Source organism: Candidatus Saccharibacteria bacterium oral taxon 488 (genome assembly GCA_013099195.1).
Classification (GTDB): domain Bacteria; phylum Patescibacteriota; class Saccharimonadia; order Saccharimonadales; family Saccharimonadaceae; genus Nanosynbacter.
In genome coordinates this window covers 12,847-35,726 of record CP039999.1, presented here as the reverse complement: position 1 = coordinate 35,726, position 22,880 = coordinate 12,847, and the positions used below count along the sequence as shown (strand labels likewise).

Sequence of the window (22,880 nt, the reverse complement as noted above, 5' to 3'; positions counted from 1 at the left end):
AGCGCCCCCTCCGTTATGCTTATGTCAAAATTGTACCAGACCGCCCCCGCGCGCAACAAGAAACTAGCCACTCGCCTGCTCAAACCGTCGCCGCAGCGCGATGATGTCCAGCCGCGCTAATTCCTCGGCGGGCAGCTGCCGCATATATTCAATCACCCGGGCTGCCAGCGCCGGATCAGGACAGTCGGGCCTCGTTGATGGCTGCCGACCAGCCTGCAGCGCCGCCAGTGCTGTTCGCATCTGCCGCCAAAAGCTATAATAATCAAGCTTGACCTTAACCTGATAGCCACGAGCATCTTCGAGCACAAATCCCTCAACCCGCTCACCCTGCCACCGATACCCCATGCCGTGAAGCTGATCAAGCCACGCCGCAAACTCCCTCCACGACGAAAACTCCGCCGCCAGACGCTTGCTGTTCGCCCCGATCTCGCGCGCAAATCGCTCCCGCTCCTGCCGGTCGACCGCCTCGTATGCAACCTGCCGCTTAACGATATCGAGCAGCACCAGCTGATCCGACTCATACGCGATAATATGCGGATCAAATCGCGGCAACACGACCTCAAACAATAGGCACGCATTATACCGGCGCAGATAATCAGTGATGGACGGTAGCTTGGCTCGAAATTGCTCCAAAAACTCTCGCCGAAAGGCCGCCGCATAGTCACCCTCGGTCGTCGACTTTGACGCCATCACCAGCCCACCCGCTGCCGAATCATACCCGACTAATCCTAAAAATCCATTCTCCTTCACCCACGCCCGCGCCGGAAAAGTCATCGTCTGCTCCAGCGCCGCTAGTTCAGTATCGCGCCGCTCGCCGATGTTAAAAAACTTATCATAGGCCCGAATCACGATTTCGTTTGTCAGCGTATTGAGAAACAGTCCGCGCGCCCGCATCGTTTGCGTCGTCCATGCCTGGCGATAAAATGCCTCGGGCTTGAAATTAAACGAGCTAATATCACCCGGCAGAATTGATTCATGAATGTAGCGATTCTGCCGCAGCTGGCTCAGGAACGCTGCGTTTTCTGGATATAGCCGCGCTGTTGCCTGTTGGTTTCGAATAGCGATCGGTGTCATGCCATTCTCGTCCAGCCGCACTGTTCGCAGCTCGCCACCAAACTCAACCTTTCCCTCCAAATTGTAGCACCGTTCGTTGTAGCGCGTGGGGTAATTTTGCCTGTTGCGATGTCCGTGAATCTGAAACGTCGCGTCATCAGTCTGCGCCATAAATGCATCATCCACCGCCCCAACCTCATCATACGCCCCCACGCCATGGATCAGCTGGCTGGTCGCCACCAATGGTAACCGCTCCGGCAGCGTACTGAGCCCGCCATGCGTCACCAAGACCGTTTGACCTCGAAACTGATACAAAATATATTGATCCATCCGCCGCATTAGCCGCACTACGTTACGCTTATCGATGCCCGCTGCCTCCAGCTGTGGCTGCGTTTGTTCGCTAAATACCCGCGCCGCAACCGGCTGATCAGTCGCCCACTGCCAGAGATACAGCTCGTGATTACCCTCGACGAACCGCACGTTTGGTCGGTCAAGCAACTCGTCACAAATAAATCGTATCACCGCATCATTCTCCGTGCCGCGATCTAATAGGTCGCCGACAAAAATATACAGTTCATCATCCCGAAGCGGATACCGCTCGAAATATTCCTTGAGCGGCGTAAAACACCCCTGCACATCGCCAATATGATGAATCGCCCGATACCTATCAACATTCTCCGGCTGATTAGTAAGCAGTTGATTCACCTCCTCGGCTGTCCGCACCACCGTCACCCACTTCGGCAGTGAACTCTGCTGCAGCCGCCGATGCATACGCTCAAGTACGCTACTCGGCACCACCTTATAGCTCGGCCGCTCTCGATTACGCTGCTGACATACCGCCAGCGGCACATCAGCAAAATCAATTACCACCAGCCGGTAGCGATATTTCCGGCACAGCTCGCCGTACGTCTTGAAATAATTTGGCGTCGTGTGTGTTGCATCAACCACTGTCGTCTCACCCCGCGTCATCCGCTGCTCCAGCATCTCGTGTAGTAGCCGCCACACCACTGCATCTTGACGCGACGGCATGGTCGTTTGTCCGTCAAGCGTCAACTGCGGCGACGCCAGCATCAATCGTATCGCGTCCGGCGACAACGTATAATTATCAAGCCCCTGCTCCGCGAGAAACGTCGACTTACCAGAGCCAGGAATGCCTCTGGTTACCAATAGTAGCCGCATGCCTCACGCCACCCGTTCCCGACCAACGATCTCGCGCACCACCTGGCTATCATTCCACGGCAGCCGCTGACCATTGACGATCCGATACTGCTCGTGACCCATACCGGTGATCAGCACCATATCGCCCTTCTTGGCGCAGCCAAGCGCTCGCTCAATCGCCTGATGCCGATCGGCAATTTCCGTCGTTTTTGCGTCACCGCGACCGCGCTCAATTCCCTCCATCAACATCCGCCGGATTTGTTCTGGATCTTCGTTATAGCTCTCCTCATCAGTCAGGAAAATCCGATCCGCCCCACGCGCCGCGATCTCGCCCATAATCGGTCGCTTGCCCTGATCACGATCGCCACACGCCCCGAACACCAAGATCACCCGCTGCTTGGTGATGCCGCGGGCCGCCGCCAGCAGTTTTTCCAGCGCATCCGGCGTATGAGCATAATCAACGATCACGTCATAGCCCAGCCCCTCGACCGCTCGCTCAAACCGCCCCGGCACGGCCTCGACATTCGCTACGCCCTCCTGGATATCCTCCAGCTTGACACCCAAGAGATACGCCAGCGTCGTCGCGGCCGTCATATTCATCACGTTGAACTCGCCCGGCAGATTTGTCGCCAACTCCAAGTGTGTCTGATGATCCAGCACTACGTCGGCCTCGGTGCCCTTGCGGTACAACTTGACGTGGGTAATCTTTGCCTCAGCCTCCACGCTTCGGCCATACGTCATCTTTTGCTCGCTGGCGACAAACTGATTGAAATAATCATACCACTCGTCATCGCGGTTGAGCACGATAAACCGCGGCCGCAGCTGAAACAGCTTGCCCTTGGCCGCCGCGTACTCTTCCATCGTCTTGTGATAGTCGAGGTGATCCTGTGTCAAATTCGTCATCACCGCCGCCTCGATCGGTACACCGTCCAGCTTATGCTGATCCAGCGCATGACTCGTCACCTCCAGCACTATGTAGTCAGCGTTCGCCCGCTTGGCATCGCGGAAAAACCGCTGCATCCGCGCCGTACTCGCCACCGTGGCATTGAGGTCGTTGAGTTTTCGCTCACCCGCCACCTCGATCACCGCTGTGGTAAACATTGCGGTCGTGAAATGAGCCTCTTTCAAAATCTCATTAATATAGCACGATGTCGTCGTCTTGCCATTCGTCCCCGTCACCGCGATTACCCTGAGGTGCTTTGACGGATTACCATACCGCGCGCTAACCAGCTTGACGCGCAACCGCCGATACCCATTCTCTAACCGCCGCAGCATCCCGCCCGGCAGTACTTTCCTTACAAACTTCACCAATATGGCTTTCATATCCCTATTTTACCACTTATATTTGCTATAATAAAAGCAAATGAGGATTTTGGGAATCGAGTCCAGCTGCGATGAAACAGCGGCGGCGGTCGTTGAAGATGGCGAACGCCTGCTTTCTAATGTGGTCAATTCCCAAATCGACATCCATGCCGAATACGGCGGCGTCATCCCGGAAATCGCTGCCCGCAGCCACCTGGAAGTTATCAACCCGGTCATTAAAAAGGCTTTGTCTGATGCCGGCTGCACCTGGGACGACATCGATGCCATCGCCGTCACCTACGCGCCCGGCCTGATCGGCTCGCTGCTCATCGGCACTCTCACCGCCCGCACCCTCGCCATCATTCACAATAAGCCGCTCTACAAGATACACCATGTCGAGGCGCATGTGTACGCTAATTTCATCACCGAACAGAGAAAGAGAGGCTCAAAACATGACAAATTGCTGGAATTAACAACATCTGCACAAACCCGAGAGGCGAGCTTGTCAGATTCCTTGCGAGACGAGGACTGTTTGAGCAAAGCGAGTCCCGCAGTCGCCAAAGAATCTGACGAGAAAGCATCTCGGCGTGCGGAAGCCGTTGTTAATTCCAGCAATTTGGCACTGTCTTTACCGCATTATCAACCCGCCTTCCCCCTCCTCGCCCTCATCGTCTCTGGCGGACATTCACAGCTGGTCCTATTCCAAGGTCACGGTGACTACCAACTCATCGGCCAGACCCAAGACGATGCCGTCGGCGAGGCGTTCGACAAGGTCGCTAAAATCATTGGCCTGCCCTACCCTGGCGGCCCTGCCATCGCCAAAGCAGCCGAGCTCGGCGATCCCCACGCTTTTCACCTGCCCATCGCCAAGCTTGATGGCGAGTACGATTTCTCCTTCTCTGGCCTCAAGACAGCCGTTCTGAGGACCGTTCAGCGCGAGGTGGGCAAAGACTTCACCTTTCCGTCGCACGAGCTTCCAGAGCTAGTAAACGACAGTCTAAGGCATAATATGGCAGCCAGTTTCCAGTACACCGCCGTTAAAACCCTGGTCGATAAGACCAAGAAAGCTTACGACAATTTCCAGCCTGCCTCCGTCGTCATCGCCGGTGGCGTCGCCGCCAATCAAGAATTACGCCGCCAACTACGCCGGGCCTTGCCTATCGATATCGAATACGCGCCCATCCAGCTCTGCACCGACAACGCCGCCATGATCGCCGCGCTCGGTTATTTCCGCGCCCAAATCGACAAGCCCGCCGACCCGTACGACCTGGAAGTGCAACCAAGTTTATCAATGACAGCAATCTAACGTTGTGAGGATTACAACATGAACCAACATTTTTTACAATCAACCGCCTGGCAAGCCTTTCAAGGGTCGCTCGGGCGCACCACCTTTCGCGATAGCGGCCCGGACTGGGAATACTTGGCTATTTTAGAGCGCAGCACTGGCAATTCCCGCCTGTATTGCCCATACGGTCCTACTGCCAATGACGAGCATTCGCTCGCAGCAGCCCTTGATTCCCTAGCTCAGCTTGGTAAAACACACCGCGTTACTTTCCTGCGCGTTGAGCCAACCAACCTCGACTTTACCGCCCATCTGCAAACTCACGGCTGGAAAAAGGTCACCTACCAAAAGCTCCAGCCCGAGCACTCGCACGTCATCGACCTGACCCAGCCGCAAGACCAGCTGATCGCCCATATGGCACAGCCAGTTCGTAATGTGTACCGCAATTATCATAAAAAAGGCGTCTCTGTCCACCGCTCGACCGACCCGCATGACATTGATATCTTGCTAAAATTTGTCCACGAGGTCGCTCAGCAGCGCGGCATCACACCACACCCCGATAGTTATTTCCGCCAGCAAGCCGCCACTCTCTTCCCGCTCGGCGCAGCCACGCTGTATTACGCCGCGCTTGATGATCAGCCCATCGCCGCTGCCCTGTTTTACCACAGCAGCGACACGCTATATTACGCCCACGCTGGCGCCTCATCAGACCCAGCTCACCGCAAACTTAACGCTGGCACTGCCCTACTGGCCGAGGCAATTATTGACGCTCAGCAGCGCGGATTAACCAAAGCTGACCTCTACGGCATCGCCCCCGACGGTGCCGACAAAAACCATCCGTGGGCTGGCTTCACCAAGTTCAAACGCTCATTTGGCGGACATGACGTCACCTTTGCCGGGGCTTGGGATTTGCCATTACAGCGCTGCCGCTACTGGCTGTACCGCGCCTACCAAACGCTGCGTTAACACCCCCAGCCAGGCATCGTCCGCGGTTTTGCCGCCCCTTTTTCTGTGGTATAATTGGCTTGGTAATATAACCGCGTGGAGAGATCATTTACGCCTATTGTCTGAGTTTTCACGTGAAAAATCTTGACGGTAGCGATGCTCGCTTTTCACGTGAAAAGTAGGAATTATTCATGCAATTAGCCAAACAATACACCCCAAACGATTACGAACCAAACATTTACGCCATGTGGGAAACTAGCGGTGCATTAGAGCCGACTGGCACTGGCAAACCGTACTCCATCGTCATGCCGCCGCCCAACGCTAATGGTAACTTGCACATTGGCCATGCCCTAGACATGAATTTGAAGGATATTATGATCCGCTATCACCGCATGAAGGGCGACGACGCGGTATTTATTCCTGGGGCAGATCATGCTGGCTTTGAGACATGGGTAGTTTATGAAAAAGAACTGGCAAAACAGGGAAAAAGCCGTTTTGACTTTTCACGTGAACAACTGTACGACCAGGTTTGGCAATTTGTTGAAGAAAAACGCGGCAACATGGAGTTGCAGCTGCGGGCTCTGGGCGTCAGCGCTTCTTGGCGGCATTTGACCTTTACGCTGGACGATAAAGTCATCGCTACAGTGTACGAGACCTTCAAAAAGCTGTGGGATGATGGTCTGGTATATCGCGGTGAGCGGATCGTTAATTATTGCACCAAACACCAAACCAGCTTCGCCGACATTGAAGTTGAGCATAAAAATGAAAAGGGGAAGTTGTGGCAAATCGCTTACCCGACGCTGGATAAAATCGGCGAAATCGTAGTCGCCACCACGCGGCCGGAGACCATGCTAGGCGACGTGGCAGTGGCTGTCCACCCGGATGACGAGCGCTACAAACACCTCATCGGTACGCGAATTTTATTGCCAATCACCGACGAGGAAATCCCAATCATCGCCGACGAGTACGTCGATATGAACTATGGTACTGGCGCAGTGAAAATTACGCCAGCGCACGACCCGAACGACTTCGAAATGGCCCAGCGCCACCATCTGCCGCTCAAACAAATCATCAGCCAAGAAGGCAAGATGGTCAACGTACCGCCGCAATTCCTAGGCCTGACGCCGGCAGAAGCCCGCACCCGCGTGTTGGCGGCTTTGGAGTCGCTAGAGCTGCGCCGCGGCGAAACAGACATTGAACATGCCGTCGGACATTGTTACAAATGCGGCAGCGTGATTGAGCCGATGGTTAAGGAGCAGTGGTTTATTAAAATGCAGCCGTTGGCTCAACCAGCCATTGAAGCCTTAGAGAGGGAAGAGATTACCTTTTATCCAGCTGCCAAACGCAAAGAACTCATCGCTTATCTTAAACAACTGAAAGACTGGAATATCTCCCGGCAAATCCCATGGGGTATCCCGATTCCCGCATTCGTCAATGAAAGCGACCCACGCGACTGGATATTTAACATTCGTACTGACGAACGAAAGATAGTTGTAAATGGTACAACATATGTCAGAGAAGAGGACACTTTTGATACCTGGTTCTCATCTGGCCAGTGGCCGTACATCGTTACCGATTACCTAAACGGCGGGGAACTAGCCAAATATTTCCCAACCAGCCTGATGGAAACTGGTATGGACATTATGCGGGCGTGGGTAGCACGCATGATTATGCTTAGCCTGTACCGCACCGGCAAACTACCGTTCAAGGATGTTTATCTGCACGGTATGGTCAACGACGAACATAATCAAAAAATGTCCAAATCCAAGGGCAATGTCATAAATCCAATGGAGCTAGTGTCAGAATTTGGCTCGGACGCCACTCGCATGGGCATCATCGCTGGCCGCGCGCCGGCACAGCACCAGGCATTTAACAAGGGCGCGGTCATCGCTGCTCGCAATTTCTGTAATAAGCTGTGGAATATCGCTCGTTTCGTCGAGGCGCAAATCGGCGATGAACATCAAATCGTTGACCTGGAGCCGCAGACGCCGGCCGATCACTGGATTATCCGCCAACTGAATGACGCCGCCAATAACGTCGCCGTCCGCCTGGAGCAGTACCGCTTTTCTGAAGCCGCGGATACGGTCTATCACGCTATTTGGGACGACCTAGCTGATTGGTACATCGAGTCATCAAAAACTGCTATCAATCGCCCATTACTGTCATGGGCGCTGGCAACCAGCCTGAAAATCGCTCATCCGTTCGCGCCATTCGTTACTGAAACTATTTGGCAGACGCTTAATTACACCGACGGTATCTTGATGCGCGACCACTGGCCGACCCCAGAAAAGTTCGACCCTATCGCCGCCGAGCAGTTTGAACAGCTGAAGACGCTGGTCGCGGAAGGCCGCTGGGTGATCGCTGAACTGCCAGGTAATAAGAAATATCGACTACTATACGGTAATGACAGCCTCATCGCTGATAATCAAGACACCATTAAACACCTCATGCGCCTGGAGTCAATTGCACACACCGATCAACCGCGAGGCCTTAGGTTGGCGGCGGCAAACAGGGAAGCGTGGTTGGATATTGACGAGGAGACACTCTATCAGCACCAGACCGATCTGGAAGTGCGGCTAGGTGAAGCGCGGCGAACCCTGTCAAACCTCCAAGCACGGCTGGATAATCCAACTTATGTTGAAAAGGCGCCAGCCCATCTCGTCGAGGAAACTCGCCAGCAGCTGGCCGAGCAAGAAAAGCTCATCCAGCGCTTCATCGGCGAGCTCGAAGTCATCAGCTCACGCTAATCGGATCGACTATCAGTCGATGCCCATCAATGTCACCATCGCCACCACGACTGACAAGCTTGGTGTGTAGGTGTTTGCGATCAGCGCTGCGCGGCGTCGTCCGCGGATGAGTTTGTCCGTCCTTTAGCACCCCTGAAAAATCATGATGGTCAGAGTGAGTGTGCGGTGAGGAATGCGGCTTGCTGTGATGGTCGTCATCAACCTGGCGCGCATCACTCATGAGTTGCCAAGCAGAAACAATCGCTTTATCAATATTCGTATCGTGTAGAAACACGCCGAGGCTGGTCGACAGGCCCAGTGCCATCGTGGTAGTAGTAATAATGTGTGATAAATATTTCATATTCTTTTTATGTTTATCTGTATGGATCTGGCCATAGCAATGTTAGGATAATAGCATAAGGTTTTTAATTTGTCAATAATATTTCCTGATTTAGATGGTGCCATCGGCCCAAAATTCTATTCGATACCCACTCCGCGTACTAAACAAAACAATAAAATAAGTCCCGGATAAACCGAGACGAGAGCGGCATAACTCTGGCGGAGGAGGGGAGATTCGAACTCCCGCTACAGGTCTCCCCGTACTAACGATTTAGCAAACCGTCCCCTTCAGCCACTTGGGTACTCCTCCATGAGCCAAAAATAGTGTATCATAGAAGCAGTGGTCTGGCTAGCCCTGCGGCTAGCAGGCGGGCCGCAAAACTTGACAATAAACCTAAGAGAGAGGATAATAACGCGCATGAAGAGGTTTTTCGCAGGTATCGTTAGCATCATGCTGACCATCGGTGTCGGCACGGTAGTTTTGAGCACTCCAGCGTTCGCGCTCGGCGAGGGCGGCGTCACTCGTGGCATCAATGATGCGCGTGGCGACGGCGTGCCAACCAACTTAACTAACGGTGACAGCTCGTTGGTGAAAAAAATTATCAACATCATGCTCTATTTCATCGGTATCCTCGCTGTGGTGATGCTGATTTTTGGTGGTTTTCGCTACGTTGTCTCTAGCGGCAACAAAGACGCCGTCACCTCGGCAAAGAACACCATTCTCTATGCCGTCATTGGTCTGCTCGTCGCCCTATTTGCTTACGCCATCATTCAATTTGTCCTCAATACCGTAATTGGTCTTGGCGGTAATTCTACCGACGTATAGCAGATCATACCGCTCGTGGTATACTAGACATATGGAAGAGCAGCCACACGCAACCGACACCGAAAACACCCAACAAGACGCGGCCCAGCCGATGACTGACTTATCGCAGCCCATCGCCTGGCAAGCTCCCGAGGGCGTGCAGGCCCACCGCACGACTGGCTGGTATATTGCTGTTGGTTTCGTAGTGCTTGCCCTGATGGCGCTGGCGATCTTTGTTTTTAATAGCTGGACATTCGCGATTTTGCTGCCGATTATGGCGGTGGCGCTCGTACTACTTCGATCCAAGCCATCAGTGATGGTCAATTACGCCATCAGTCCCAAGGGGGTTTACGTCGCCGACCGCTTGTATGATTTTAGTGAATTTCGAGCCTTTGGGCTGGGGCAAGACGGCGATCAGCACTCGGCAATTTTACTGCCGGTCAAGCGGTTCTCACCGGCACTGACCATCTATTTTTCTGAGGCCGAGGGCGAGACCATCGTCGACATGCTGGGGGCACGACTACCGATGCAAGAAATCGCGCCAGATGCGCTGGAGAAGCTCATTCGGATCATCAGGCTATAGCTTGCCCCGAGTTAACAGGTGTGCTAGAATACAAAAGTTCATTGCCGCTGGCATTGAAAGTTCTTTATATTTTTGTTATAGCCAATCGGATTTCCGAAAGGCTGTATGCACCCGTAGCTCAGCTGGATAGAGCGTTGGCTTGCGGAGCCAAAGGTCGTACGTTCGAATCGTGCCGGGTGTACCATTTTTATTTGGAGAGGTGCAGGAGTGGTTGAACTGGCCGCTCTCGAAAAGCGGTATGGGGCAACTCATCGAGGGTTCGAATCCCTCTCTCTCCGCCAGAATCCAGTCGCTACGATTAATTGGAAGGGTGACCGAGTGGTTGAAGGTACCGGTCTTGAAAACCGGCGTGCGCTAACACGTACCGAGGGTTCGAATCCCTCCCCTTCCGCCAGACACGATATCATGGGAGAAAGATTAGAAACATTAGCCAAACGGGGGGTCGCTACGATAGCGGCCCTCACTTCATTAGCGCTATCAGCGTCCAGCCGCCCGATCATCTCGCCCGAGCAAGCAAAGCACACTTACGTCGTTGGCATGGGCGATTCAGTCGCCAGCGGGGCAGGGCTAGGAAATTACGACGACACAACAACAGAGTGCCGGCGCTCACCAGAAGCTTATGCGCGGCAACTCGAAGCGTCTGGCATTCCCCCGGGTAACATTACCCTCGTGGCCTGTCGTGGCGCCGGGCCAGAGCATATCTCCGACCAGCAGTTTGACGACCAGCCACCGCAAATCAACGCCCTTAGCCCCGAAACCGATATCGTCACACTGTCGCTTGGCGCCAATATGGTTGATCTCAACGTAGTGTTCGACGCCTGTCTGCACGGACGATGTGGTACGCGCAGCGAGATGTATATCGATGTCTTTCGCCGACTGTACTCAGACGAATATCGTCAGTCGCTCGAGCAAGCCTACCGCGCCATTCTTGAACATGCCCCCAACGCCCAGCTATACATCAATCTCTACACCACGCCCATTCAGCCACGCGACATCTGTCCAACGATTATCAATAACGATACCGACCACTTTGTCGCCAGCTTTATCGAGACGGTCAATCAAGCTATCCGCGACGTTGTGGCCAGTATGCATGAACCGCGGATCACCTTGGTCGAGCCGCCAAAGAACGTTGATGCTTGCGCCACGTTTGGTCTTGGTGTGGTAGCCACGGGTGATGACGTCGGTCATCCGACCGCTTATATCCATCACCAAATCGCCAAGGCAACCGCCGAAGCCATCTTGCATGATAATAACGCCCCACCGAAAGCCCGCACATGAAAATTACTATTCTCACCATCGGCAAGCGGCACGAGCCCTGGGTGGAACCAGGCATTAAGCGCTTTTTAGAGCGCCTCAGAGCGCCATTTGTCGCAGAAATGATCATCATCCCACATTCCGGCCAAATCGGCGACAGAGCGCGCCAGGATGAGTCAGAGCGCCTGATGTCTCGCCTCAAGCCGCACGATTTCATCATCCTTCTCGACGAGCGCGGCCGCAACCTGAGCTCGCCAGAACTATCGCGGCTCATTCTTGATCACACCGATCAGCACATCGTCATTATCATTGGCGGGGCCTATGGCGTTACCGAGACGCTTCACCGGCGAGCCGACATCGTTTGGTCGCTATCACGCCTGGTGTTTCCACACCAGTTGGTACGGCTCATGCTCGCCGAGCAGCTGTACCGCGCCCAAGAGATCGCTCGGGGCGGTTCGTATCATCACGACTAGGATGTGGCGGCGTTTTTACAGTAGCCTTTTTATTGTTCCCCTGGCGAGCAATAATCCCCACGCGAATGTCCCGCGCACCAGCCGCTCGTAGCGTTTGGGCTGCCGCTGTAATCGTTGAGCCAGTGGTGAAAATATCATCCAAAATCAGATAGGGAACATCGGCCCGAGCACTGCGCATGCGGAAAAACTGCTGCGCCTGCTTTCGACGCTCAGCCGCCGAGCGAGCATAATGCTGCGTCACATTCGTCTGTCTGACCAAGGGTCGCTCGACCCTCAGTCCCCGCCGCCGGGCAAATTGCCGAGCAACCAGCAACATATGATCATAGCCGCGCTTACGAATATTGGCAGGAGCTGTCGGCACCGATACAACCACCGTCGAGGCGTCGTATTCTGGGAGCAATTCGTCTAGGATCCTAGCCAACACCCCACTGGCGGCACGCACGCGATGGAACTTATAATCATCAATCAACCGCGCCACCGCACCTCGCCGCCACAACACACAGTCGAGCGCTTCGTAGGGCAGGGCATGTCGCCGACAGGCATTGCCATTAGCGCACGGCTGTCCACAAATCACACAGACCTGATAGCGGCTCCGCTTTTCTGCCGCAAGACACAACCGACACAAAAGCGAGCCAGTTGCATCGCAACCATAACAATAATGCGGCGCGATATATGATAATAACGTATCAATAGGCATTTTTCGCTTTTTCGCCTTTCACTCTTGATTATAGCGCACATAACCGTTATACTAATAGATGATATTGTCAATCAGCCTATAAAGGCGGAGGAAACATGGCACGCAGAAACGACGATTTGTTAATCGAAGATGAGCTAACCGCAGCTTTCTTGAATGATGATCTGGCTAATGACGCGCCGCAACCAGCCGCACCCGCAGCAGCACCGGCTACCGCAGCGCCCACTCCTGAGGATGACTGGGAGGATGAGGCCGATGATTTGATGGGGCAGCTAGCGGTCGATGTATTTGAATCAGAAACCGAACTTATTATCAAAGCCCGAACCGCTGGTGTTGATCGTAACGACCTAGACGTTAGCATCTCCGACGGCATCCTCACGATCAGCGGCACCCTATCAAGCGGTGACGAGACCGACGTCAAGAACTGGCACATCCAAGAATGCTACTGGGGTGAGTTTAGCCGCACCCTGGCGCTACCCGTCGCGGTCAACGAAGAAGGCGTCAAGGCCGAACTCAAAGACGGCGTGCTCACCATCACTTTCGAGAAAATTAAACAAGAACGTGCCAAGAAGATCCAGGTCTTGTAGTAGTCCTTCGTCAAACCCGTTGGTGTCGTAGTCGTCGTATTTGACGCCGCCGGACAACCAGAATAAAACACCCTCGCCATAAACGAGGGTGTAATTTTGTCTCGTAAAGTAAGCCGTCTTATGAACTCACGCCGCGTGATGTTGTGAGGACGAAGTTAACGATCGCATAGGCAAAGATCGCCACCACCAGACCAATCACCGCGTACATGATGGTGTTTTTGGCAGTAGTCACCTTATTCGAGTCACCAGATGAAGTCGTGTAAAGGATACCGCCCCAGATCAACATAATCACTGACAAGATACCGACGAAGTAGAGAATACCGTTGACGATACCCTTGACCAGCTGCTGTGGATCATCGACCTTCTCGGCAACCCGGTCACCCTTTGAGTCACTGATACCCTTATCCAGGTTGTAGTCTGCATGAGCTATTGGGACCGTTGCAAATGCCAATGCCAGAGTGGCCACAACGCCGACAACAATGAGTTTTAACTTGTTCATTCTTTATTCCTCGTTTATTATTTGATATGGTTTCAGCTGTTATTCTATCATCATTTAGCTACTTAAACAAGCCAAAGACCCAGTTAACAATAGCATACGACATGACCACGACGACGATACCAATCACCGCGTACATGATGGTGTTTTTGGCAGTGGTTGCTTTTTGGCTATCGCCTGACGAGGTAATGTACTGAAAGCCACCCCAGATCACAACAATAACCGCCACCGCACCGACAAAGTAGAGAAAGATATTAACCACCTCGCCAATGGTGGTGCCGATAGGCTTCGTGCTCATCTCATCCGTTCGAGCTGCATCCAAACCGCTCTTAAATTGGGCCGACGCGGACGGCAGGGCGATCGGCATGACGACGGCCACGACAGCAACTGCTAATGACAAAACGGCGGCTACTAGGGTTTTTCTATATCGTTTCATACATTTCTCCTTTTTTCTTATATTTTGCCAAACACAAAATCAACAATGGCATACGATAGAAGCGCTACAGCAACACCGATTACCGCATACATGATGGTCGACTTGGCAGTCTTGACCTTGTTAGAGTCGCCAGCCGAGGTCACATACTGAAAGCCACCGATGATGATCATGATGACAGAAATGGCGCCGAGGATGAGCAAGATAGCATTGATGAGATTCTTAAACAGCGGCTGCACCGTTGCGCCACGGTTTTTACAGACTTCACCACTGGAGCCCGAGCAGGCACCGTAAATGTCGACACTCTGGGCGGATACACTTGATGCCACCACTAGTGGGGCGACGAGCGCCGCTATCACACCGATAATGACTGTGAGTTTTTTCATATTGCCGATCCTTTCATGCCACTGATGACAAAGTTAGTTATGAGAAATGCGGAGAGAATGATAATAATGCCGATAACGGTACCGAGGATGGTATTTTTCGCCTTGGTAAGCTTGTTAGTGTCGCCGCCCGAATTGGCGTAATTGATACCGGCCAGCACCAACATCAAAATCGCGATCGCCCCGGCAAAGAAATACACCGTATTGAGAATGTTACCCAGTGCATCCGCTGAAGCACTGTTCGTCGGAATGCCCAGCGAATCTGGCGACCCCAATACACCGGCTACAAATCGCATCATGACCGTGGCAACCCCAATCCGTCAGCCACAACATTCACCAGTGCCACCGAGGCGATAGCGATCACTAGGCCGATCGCCGCATTAATCACCGTTTTCATGCCATTGGCCATCTGTCCCGGCTCACCATTGCTCGTCAAGTACAAAAAGCCGCCGTATATCACAAAGCCGACCGTCACAAAGCCCGCCAGCTGCAACAGATCCTCGACAACATTCAGTATCGCCCGCCAGATAAAGCCGTTGAGCGTGGCGTAATTACCCGGGTCGTTTTGGGCGCGCTTATCGTTATTGTCGACGATCGCTTTGAGATTACAATCCGACTTGGTCAGCCCATCGTACCACGGCTTGAGCGTCAAGATGTTGCCGCCACAAGCTGCGCTGGCCGGCGTTGCTTGAATCACCGACAGCATCAGTGACCCCGCGATCATCAGCCCCAGCGCGATCACAATATGCTTCATCAGAACACCCCCCCAGGAATCAGGAAATTAGTGATGGCTACAAAAAACGCGAATATGATGAGGCCGATGGCGGTGTTGACCCAGAGCTCTTTGGCCTTTTTGATATTGTCCGGACTACCGCCAGACGCAGAATAGAGAATACCGCCGTATATCACCGTACCGACCGCCAAGATGCCGATACCAGCAGTCATGATCTGGATAACCATTTTGATGATACCGAGAATAGCAGTATCGCCAGTCGCACCGCCACAGTTAATGATTGAGGTCTTTGCGCCGCCGCATTCAATATCAGCGAACGCAGGCATACCAGACAGCACGACGCCACAGATAATGGTTGCGAGAAAGATAGCGATGATAAAAATATTTCTTTTTGTCATATACGAATCTCTTACCCTAAATTGTAAAATAGTGACAGGAAAAATGCAAACGATTTCTTGAAAAAGCCATAAAAGTTTGCTATCATACGGAAAGTTATGCGCCCGTAGTGAAGTTGGCCTATCACGCCTCCCTGTCACGGAGGAGATCGCCGGTTCGAATCCGGTCGGGCGCGCCAGAATTAGCACTATTGTTACCTAGCAGCCCATTTCTTGTGAGATAGGGGCTGTTTTCATTTAATTTATTACTTAGGGTATTGCTAAATTTACAGAATGTGTTACAATGACACTATTCAGATTCAGAGTTTAGATCATCTACTCTGAGATGGATTAAAAACCATTCGTATGACTGGCCGCCGGCCAGAGAAAGGACTCCAAGCGTTATGGCAGGACACAACCATGACCCAAGTAGTTCATTAGAAAAAAGCTTATCTCGTCGCAAGGTGTTGGCCGGACTGGTTGGCGGAGCAACTATGCTGCTTGCCGGTTGTGGTAAAGGAGATCGAATAGCCGTTCCCCCAGACTACTCTACACAAAGCGCTTCACCATCAGAGTCACCATCCGCCCAACCATCATCAACTGAGACTATTGATCCAAAAGACTTGGCCGAGGAAAGATATAAGCAAACTAGAAAAAAGTATGCGGACATAACCCCCGAAGGGTTTGCTAGGCTTACGGACGAAGAGCGCTTGTTACCATGCAAGGAAGAGTTTCTTCTTGCAGAGGCGTGGGGAATCATACATAACCCAAACAATAGTTTATATAATCCATCAACGGGGGTTAAACCTGGTGAATTTTACGGAATACCCGCATCACCAACAGATTCCCCCGAAGAGGTCGCGGGCAAGCTATTTCTTCCTGTGGTCGCGGCTTTCGATGTTGGTCCGTGGGACCCTAACTTTGCAAGATATGTAGCATCTGCGGCAATCTATGGCAATCCTGAGTTAAGAATATCCGTCCTAAACGATATGTTGCGCAATGGAAAGATACCAGGCCCAGAGTACGACGGCAAAAAGGCCATAGCGACACTTCTAGAAGCTAAGGACGAGAAAGAAAAATCGAGCTACAAACATAAGGTGCCCGGCTCAAATATGTTTCCGATCCTTAAGCCAAGGTTTTGTAGTGCCAAACCCGTTGTGGATACAAAGACTGGCAAATCACTACCAACGGAAGGGCTCCAGATTTTTACCGAGGCAGAAACCACCGGCACAATTCTTGGTATGGCCTGGAGGGTTGTGATAGACAATGGATTGTGGCGAATCGTTGACAACGAGGTTAGCGACCTTAAGTCTACCCTCGATTAATTAAGAGACATAGCCGCATCGCCACAGTAAATAATAAATAATACCTCAAAAAGAGAGGCCACTCGGGGTTTCTCTTTTGAAATTATAGCATAAGCATGATACTATATTACACATAATGCTTGCGCAAAAGAAAACCTCGCATAAACGTATTCGCGCCATTCTAATCGGACTTGCCGCACTATTAGTCGTTCCGATGCTCATGACGTTTTTCGCGCTGTCGCCGACCGCTAACGCGGCTCGGGCGCGCCTTGATTATTCGCCATACCTCACTCAAGTCAAACAGCGCTCTCTCGCGTTGGCCATGAGCAACTGTATTAGTCATCGTCAAGGATTTGATGGCGGACTCACTCCAGCAAGAATCGCCAGCGGCGATTGGGGCGGCAGCTTCACTACTGTCACTACCGTCGGTCCAGTTGCTGACGGTGACGATGGGCAGTTTAGCTGTAAAGAACTAGTGTCCGCCACACGAGATACATTTGGCTACAGTTCTTTTACCGACATGTTCTGCGCGCTAAAGGGTGAGTGGCGAGATGACGCCGGCCTTGACTGTATTAGCAATATAACCAAGGGCGAGTACAGCGGTGGTAGGTGGAATATACCAAGGGACAGGGGCACGTACGCAATTCAGGTTCTTGAAAAAAAGGCTGGTAAAAGCCTAAAATTCGACTCGGCATTGGTTAATTATTCCACGGCGATGGCAGCACTCTTGTCGGCCCAAAACGCTGGTTGTAAGGCCGAGTGGCGAGGATATGATAGCGGGGATGACGCCGCAAGTAATGACATAAAGGCCGATCAGCGCAATAAAAAAATAGCGGTTGCTTTAACTGACAGTACGGCAGCTTATGGATATTTTTATCTCCCGGATGCAGGTAAAAGAGTTCGTATGTTTCATGGAGCTGACTCGCCTTATGGTCCTTCTGGTGGTGCAAAAACAGAGATGTCATGTGCGGAGATTGCACAGTGGGCATCAAACAACGCTGAAGCAGCCGCAAAATCAGCAAAAACCGACTCTACTGAAAATACCCGTAAAGCTATCCGTAGCGCCCTCATAAAGAGGTGTGTCCAGTCACGAGGCGGAGGGCCTGCACAACAAATTTGCGAAAGCCAGGTTGACAGCTGGATGAACGCCTGTAAGGATAAGATGCCATCAAGTGGCAACGTGGCAAACTCTAGTGAATATGTTGATTGTCTGAAAAAACAATCAGGGTATTCTGAAGACGACATAAAAAGCTCTCTTTCTAATATAACCGCCGACACCCCATCCGGTCAAAGCGATAATGGTAATGACGACAGACCCGACTGCGCCGTTAAGGAACTCGGCTGGCTCGTCTGCCCGGTGATTAATTTTATGGCACGTATAGCAGACGCGGCTTTCGCCATGATCGCCGACAACTTCCTAAAGATTGAGCCGGGCCTTGCTTCTGGGGGTGAGGTACAGGCAGCTTGGGGGATCATGCGCAACATTGCCAATGGTGCATTTATCATCATGTTCCTGGCAATTATCATATCTCAGCTCACTGGCTTTGGCATCTCAAACTACGGCATCAAAAAGATGCTGCCACGGCTCATCATCGCCGCAATCTTGGTGAACTTATCAATTTACATCTGTCAAATTGCCGTTGACTTATCTAATATCCTTGGCTACGGCCTGCGAGCAGGCCTGGGTGGTATCGGTGACGGTATTAGTGCTGCTAATAGTGTCCTAAAGTCAGGACAGGGAGGCGAAACCTGGGGAGGCATAGCATTAACTGTCCTCGCTGGGGCTACGGCCGCAGTTCTCGCTCTTGCGGTTCTAATCGGAGCGCTTGTTTCCGGACTGGTCGTAATGGTGACTATTGCCGCCCTATTGATCGCCCGCAAGGCACTCATCGTCATCCTTATCGTTATTTCACCGCTGGCTTTTGTTGCCTTTCTATTGCCGAATACCGAAAAATTCTTTAGTAAATGGCGCTCAACCTTTGTGGGGCTACTCATGGTCTTTCCAATCGTTGGATTGCTATTCGGCGGTGGTATCTTGGCAGGATCAATTGTTAAAGCGGGAGCTACAGATGCCGATAATATGGTCATGCAGATTGTCGGTGAGCTAATCAAAGTCCTGCCACTCATCGCCGTGTGGAGTGTCCTCAAGAAAGCTATCGACGTTGCTGGGGCGATCGGTCAGCACATCAACAACGCTGGCGGTAGTCTCGGTGGCGGCGCCAAAAACTGGGCAAAGGATAGGTATGCCAATTCACGACTTGGTCAGATGCAAGACTTTCGCAAGAAGCAAGTAGCACGCCGCAAACAGCTCATGCGAGCCGGGGCCTGGAAGGGTAGCGGACTTATGGATCACATATGGAGAAATCGAATGTCTGGGCTTAATGAGAAATTCAACAGGAGCAGGTTGGCAAATAATAAATTCCTCGGAGCGGGCAAAGACGTAAATTACGGCATCCGGAGTGCAGCCGCGGGTCAAGATGCCGTGGACAAAGAAGAGCTCGAGGCAGCAGAAGATCTACTTGCCTACCAATTCAATGGTGATGCGGCCGCTGCACTGAGAAACGCCGGGGACAATGAGATACTTAAACATGTTGCCTTTAAGAAATTAGAGTCAACTGGTAAGCGCGGTGCCGAACAAATGTACGAGTATCTCCAGGGTGGTGGAACCATCAGCAACCGCCGCATGGCAGAAACCCTTACCAGAATGAAAGATGACCATGCCGGTCTGTTTGAAATGGGTAGAACGGCTATCGACCAGATGGAACAGGACGGAGCAACCTCGGTCAGCTTTAGCCAGCAACAAATGGCCGAACTGACCGCCAAGGGAGTCAGCGGATTAAGTGATGAAAAATTGGCACGACAGACATCCAGTGCAATTAAGATCGCTGGTGAAACTGAATTCACCAAGGGCGACCATAAAATGGTCGGTGTCTCCGCCGAGAGGGCAGCCTCAGTGCTTGACAATAAACGTATTAATACCTCGATATCAGGTAGTGCGCGCAAAGAGCTTGAAAATATACGAAACAGTGATAGAGCAGCCGAACCTCAGGAGCTGCGAGTACCACATGACATGAGTGGCGTAACAGCAGATGACGTCAAAAATGCGATTAATTCTACGGTAGAAATTAACAATATCACCGAGGCAGTCCCGTCAGACACCCCGACGGGGAGAACATTCGTTGCCGGAACAGGCAGAGGGCCAGCTCCACCGCAATCCCCACCTTCAGCACCGCCAAATAATCAAAATAACCGCGATAATCGAAACAATAATCCACCTGCCACCAGCTAAAACTATTGACTTTTCTCTATAAAAATGCTACCATTGCCAGTAATGGAGTGGTTACGTTCACGAGAGCGATCGTCAATGCGATGGTTGCAGTGGTTTATATTGCTGGCGGTGGGCCTCCTAGTCAGTATTTTTTTGAGTACGGTCGTAACCTCGAGCCAGGCGCTGGCGGCGGACGCGAAATGGGATAGTAGCAAAATATCCTACGACAACGAGACCTTTGAGCGAGTTTCCGACGTCGACAAACTAAAGGCCCTTGACTTAGGGTCTGACCAAGTGGTCTACATGTCCAAGAAAACTGTGGCCAATAATCAAGACGTCCGCGTCATTCACTTTCCGTCAACAGGCGACCTCGGATCGATGACCTCGGTGTCCCTAACGACATTCACGTACACTGCGCCAAACACTTACACCAAGAAGGAATCGACCACACTATCAATTGACCCTCCGAGCCAAAACTCTGCCTCTTCGTGCGAGGTTGCCGGCGGCATTGGCTGGATCCTTTGTCCCGTTTCGGCGTGGTTAGCTAGCTCCATCGACTGGATGTTTGGGGTGCTTAAAAGCTTCCTTGTGGTGCCGCCGCTTCAGACGGGTAATCAGACCAGTGGCATCTTTCTGGCCTGGAACATCGTTCGCAATATCGCCAACGGTATCTTTATCGTCATGTTCATAGTCATTATTTATTCACAAATTACTTCTATGGGCATCTCCAATTATGGCATCAAAAAGATGTTGCCTCGGTTGATTGTCGCGGCGATACTGGTTAATTTGTCGTTCCACGTCTGCGCCATCCTCCTCGACCTATCAAACATCGCCGGAAGTGCGCTCCAAGACATGTTCATGAATATTCGTAACACAGTCGCCACCCTGGGCGGATCGGCGCCAGCGTCTGAACCAATGACCTGGCAAGAGGTCACCTTCCAGATTTTGGGAGGTGCCGCTGGCGGTGCGGCGCTGGCTGCGGGGCTCCATATGCGAGCCGAGCTACTTCCTTTTGTTGTGCCGCTTTTGTGCGGCATTGGACTTGTTATTCTTCTCGTTGTTATCATTATGGCCGCCCGTCAGGCGTTGATCGTTATTTTGATTATCATTTCACCGCTGGCTTTTGTGGCTTACTTGTTGCCGGGGACAGAAAAGTGGTTTGATAAATGGAAGGACGTCTTCTTGACGATGCTAATATTCTTCCCGGGGTTTGCGGCGGCCTTCGGTGGGGCACAGCTGGCGGGCTCAGTCATTATGCAAAATGCCGCGGGACCGAACGGGGCAGTGATGTATATCCTCGGTATGGCAGTCCAGATCGCACCACTCGCCCTAACGCCGTTGATGATTAAGTTGGGCGGCGGACTCCTCGGCAAATTCACCGGCCTCGTTAATGACCGCAGCAAGGGATTATTCGACCGATCTAAGAACTGGGCAAAAGAGCAGAGCGAGATTACGAAACATAAAAAACTCAACAAACGTCCAAATAGCAAATTTACCCCAACGGCATGGCGACGCAGACTGGCGCAGTCATCGCAAAATCGTAAGGATAGGCTAGAGGGGCTGCGTAATCAGTCAAACGTACAGCGCACCGAAACCACTAACTACAGGAAGCTTGACCAGTTTAGGCGCTCTGTTGAAGAAGATAAAAATATCGCCGAAGGAAGGCTGCAATCAGCATGGAACGCACATCAAAGCACCAACCAGGCGGCCATCGTTCAGGATTTCCAGTCACGGTCTATTCGTCAGATGGTTGATGCTGAGAAGCAGGTGCTCGACAATCGCTTTACGGCGCTTCAGACTGGACACGGGGAATTGCCAGAAAATGTTGCCGATAACACCGCAGTCCAAGAGGCTGTACAACGAGCACGCGATTCACATCAAACTCTAGCGGTTCAAGGTTTGCGCAAGAGTGGTATCGATCGCGTCCTTAATGATCAGTTCGCCCGCGCCATGCGTGATAACAATACCGGCGCAGAGCTTCGATCGGCCGCTGGTGGTATCGAGGACGCTTACTATGCATCAATTCCAGGTATGAGTGATGACCTTGGGTCGCGGCGCGCCGCCGCTGCTGCCGCTCAAACGGTGAGTGCCGCCTATGAAGAATCGGTCAAGAACGCCACTGCTATCCTTAACGGCAGCAATGTGAGCGATGCCGATACAGTAAGCCTCATCGGCGGCAATGCTGTTGGCAATATCCCAGCAACTGACGACATCAGGAATGCAGCTGGTCGCAAGATCGCAAGCAGTCGTGGTGCTAAACCGCTACTCGATATGCTCAGCAAGGTACAGATGAACAATTTGACAGACGACCTCGCTCAGGAGCTTGGTGTTGCGCTGAAAAACAATAGTGCACGACCATGGTGGCTAGGTGGATCGGAGTGTGTTGATATACAGGCCAATGCCATCAAGGATACTGGTGACGCCTTCAAGGTGCGCAATATGATAAAGGCTTTTGAGAAGGGTAAGTTGAGTGCTGACAAAGCCCTGGCAAGTGACGCGGTGTTCCTTGAGGATACGCTTGATATGATGCAGAAGCATAATATTGCCGCACAACTGACACCAGAGGCGAAGAAATTCCTTAACAAGAGCATTACAACTGTTTTAACTGATAAGCTATACAGGGGCCGATATAGTCGTGAGCAGGGAGACGCCCTCAAAGGCATTCAAAATCTGCTATAATAGTACCCA

The 22,880-nt window shown here is 52.2% G+C and carries 20 protein-coding genes, 5 tRNA genes and 1 pseudogene; 15 read left to right on the top strand and 11 right to left on the bottom strand.

Annotation, left to right across the window (positions count from 1 at the left end; all coding sequences use genetic code 11):
- Positions 1–63: 63 nt before the first annotated feature.
- A complete protein-coding gene (locus FBF28_00180; GenBank protein ID QJU07999.1) occupies positions 64–2,232 on the bottom strand; it encodes a phosphatase in 2,169 nt (722 codons plus the stop codon).
- A gap of 3 nt (positions 2,233–2,235) precedes the next feature.
- Entirely contained in the window at positions 2,236–3,534 is a 1,299-nt protein-coding gene (locus FBF28_00175; protein ID QJU07998.1) for a UDP-N-acetylmuramoyl-L-alanyl-D-glutamate--2,6-diaminopimelate ligase, read from the bottom strand.
- A 40-nt stretch (positions 3,535–3,574) separates the two neighbouring features.
- Between FBF28_00175 and FBF28_00170 the strand changes: the two genes are divergently transcribed.
- From FBF28_00170 to FBF28_00160, 3 genes are all read left to right on the top strand, one after another.
- Positions 3,575–4,819 carry a tRNA (adenosine(37)-N6)-threonylcarbamoyltransferase complex transferase subunit TsaD gene (locus FBF28_00170; GenBank protein ID QJU07997.1) on the top strand — a complete coding sequence of 415 codons (1,245 nt, stop codon included), beginning with the start codon at positions 3,575–3,577 and terminating at the stop codon, positions 4,817–4,819.
- Positions 4,820–4,837: 18 nt separating this feature from the next.
- Complete coding sequence (locus tag FBF28_00165; protein ID QJU07996.1) at positions 4,838–5,761, top strand: peptidoglycan bridge formation glycyltransferase FemA/FemB family protein; 924 nt, start codon at positions 4,838–4,840, stop codon at positions 5,759–5,761.
- Between the two features lie 170 nt (positions 5,762–5,931).
- A complete protein-coding gene (locus FBF28_00160; GenBank protein QJU07995.1) occupies positions 5,932–8,487 on the top strand; it encodes a valine--tRNA ligase in 2,556 nt (851 codons plus the stop codon).
- Here the strand turns inward: FBF28_00160 and FBF28_00155 are convergent.
- Together FBF28_00155 and FBF28_00150 are read right to left on the bottom strand one after the other, a co-directional pair.
- Positions 8,474–8,827, bottom strand: a complete 354-nt coding sequence (locus tag FBF28_00155; GenBank protein QJU07994.1) for a hypothetical protein — start codon at positions 8,825–8,827, stop codon at positions 8,474–8,476. The two genes, FBF28_00160 and FBF28_00155, sit on opposite strands and share 14 nt — an antisense overlap.
- 195 nt (positions 8,828–9,022) lie before the next feature.
- Positions 9,023–9,115 (bottom strand) — tRNA-Ser (locus FBF28_00150).
- A 108-nt stretch (positions 9,116–9,223) separates the two neighbouring features.
- Here FBF28_00150 and FBF28_00145 point away from each other — a divergent pair.
- The 7 genes from FBF28_00145 (at position 9,224) to FBF28_00115 (ending at position 11,920) form a co-directional block, all read left to right on the top strand.
- Positions 9,224–9,631 carry a hypothetical protein gene (locus FBF28_00145; GenBank protein QJU07993.1) on the top strand — a complete coding sequence of 136 codons (408 nt, stop codon included), beginning with the start codon at positions 9,224–9,226 and terminating at the stop codon, positions 9,629–9,631.
- Positions 9,632–9,662: 31 nt separating this feature from the next.
- A complete protein-coding gene (locus FBF28_00140; GenBank protein ID QJU07992.1) occupies positions 9,663–10,193 on the top strand; it encodes a hypothetical protein in 531 nt (176 codons plus the stop codon).
- Positions 10,194–10,300: 107 nt separating this feature from the next.
- A tRNA-Arg gene (locus FBF28_00135) sits at positions 10,301–10,377 on the top strand.
- Positions 10,378–10,386: 9 nt separating this feature from the next.
- A tRNA-Ser gene (locus tag FBF28_00130) sits at positions 10,387–10,474 on the top strand.
- Positions 10,475–10,497: 23 nt separating this feature from the next.
- Positions 10,498–10,587 (top strand) — tRNA-Ser (locus FBF28_00125).
- Between the two features lie 11 nt (positions 10,588–10,598).
- Positions 10,599–11,471 (top strand): hypothetical protein, encoded by an 873-nt coding sequence (locus FBF28_00120; GenBank protein QJU07991.1) that lies wholly within the window; start codon positions 10,599–10,601, stop codon positions 11,469–11,471.
- Positions 11,468–11,920, top strand: coding sequence for a 23S rRNA (pseudouridine(1915)-N(3))-methyltransferase RlmH (locus FBF28_00115; GenBank protein QJU07990.1), 453 nt, complete (start codon positions 11,468–11,470; stop codon positions 11,918–11,920). Before FBF28_00120 ends, FBF28_00115 begins: the two co-directional genes overlap by 4 nt.
- Here the strand turns inward: FBF28_00115 and FBF28_00110 are convergent.
- On the bottom strand, positions 11,853–12,617 hold the full coding sequence (locus tag FBF28_00110; protein QJU07989.1) for a ComF family protein: 765 nt from the start codon (positions 12,615–12,617) through the stop codon (positions 11,853–11,855). The two genes, FBF28_00115 and FBF28_00110, sit on opposite strands and share 68 nt — an antisense overlap.
- 95 nt (positions 12,618–12,712) lie before the next feature.
- Here FBF28_00110 and FBF28_00105 point away from each other — a divergent pair, with 95 nt between their 5' ends.
- Complete coding sequence (locus tag FBF28_00105; GenBank protein QJU07988.1) at positions 12,713–13,201, top strand: Hsp20/alpha crystallin family protein; 489 nt, start codon at positions 12,713–12,715, stop codon at positions 13,199–13,201.
- 118 nt (positions 13,202–13,319) lie between these two features.
- Here the strand turns inward: FBF28_00105 and FBF28_00100 are convergent, their stop codons facing one another.
- Genes FBF28_00100 through FBF28_00075 form a run of 6 tightly spaced genes read right to left on the bottom strand, consistent with a single transcriptional unit; the run spans position 13,320 to position 15,644 of the window.
- Positions 13,320–13,700 carry a hypothetical protein gene (locus FBF28_00100; GenBank protein ID QJU07987.1) on the bottom strand — a complete coding sequence of 127 codons (381 nt, stop codon included), beginning with the start codon at positions 13,698–13,700 and terminating at the stop codon, positions 13,320–13,322.
- Positions 13,701–13,758: 58 nt separating this feature from the next.
- The gene (locus FBF28_00095) at positions 13,759–14,133 is read right to left on the bottom strand and encodes a hypothetical protein (GenBank protein QJU07986.1); all 375 of its coding nucleotides are present in this window, start codon (positions 14,131–14,133) and stop codon (positions 13,759–13,761) included.
- Between the two features lie 17 nt (positions 14,134–14,150).
- A complete protein-coding gene (locus tag FBF28_00090) occupies positions 14,151–14,516 on the bottom strand; it encodes a hypothetical protein (GenBank protein QJU07985.1) in 366 nt (121 codons plus the stop codon).
- Entirely contained in the window at positions 14,513–14,812 is a 300-nt protein-coding gene (locus FBF28_00085; GenBank protein QJU07984.1) for a hypothetical protein, read from the bottom strand. The genes FBF28_00090 and FBF28_00085 overlap by 4 nt, the downstream gene beginning before the upstream one ends.
- The gene (locus FBF28_00080; protein ID QJU07983.1) at positions 14,809–15,267 is read right to left on the bottom strand and encodes a hypothetical protein; all 459 of its coding nucleotides are present in this window, start codon (positions 15,265–15,267) and stop codon (positions 14,809–14,811) included. Before FBF28_00080 ends, FBF28_00085 begins: the two co-directional genes overlap by 4 nt.
- Positions 15,267–15,644 (bottom strand): hypothetical protein, encoded by a 378-nt coding sequence (locus tag FBF28_00075; GenBank protein QJU07982.1) that lies wholly within the window; start codon positions 15,642–15,644, stop codon positions 15,267–15,269. The genes FBF28_00080 and FBF28_00075 overlap by 1 nt, the downstream gene beginning before the upstream one ends.
- A gap of 98 nt (positions 15,645–15,742) precedes the next feature.
- Between FBF28_00075 and FBF28_00070 the strand changes: the two genes are divergently transcribed.
- From FBF28_00070 to FBF28_00055, 4 genes and pseudogenes are all read left to right on the top strand, one after another.
- Positions 15,743–15,820, top strand: a tRNA-Asp gene (locus FBF28_00070).
- 204 nt (positions 15,821–16,024) lie between these two features.
- Positions 16,025–16,945, top strand: coding sequence for a hypothetical protein (locus tag FBF28_00065; GenBank protein QJU07981.1), 921 nt, complete (start codon positions 16,025–16,027; stop codon positions 16,943–16,945).
- Between the two features lie 1,738 nt (positions 16,946–18,683).
- Positions 18,684–18,953: pseudogene (locus FBF28_00060) on the top strand (hypothetical protein).
- A gap of 1,302 nt (positions 18,954–20,255) precedes the next feature.
- Complete coding sequence (locus FBF28_00055; protein ID QJU07980.1) at positions 20,256–22,871, top strand: hypothetical protein; 2,616 nt, start codon at positions 20,256–20,258, stop codon at positions 22,869–22,871.
- Positions 22,872–22,880: the final 9 nt, after the last annotated feature.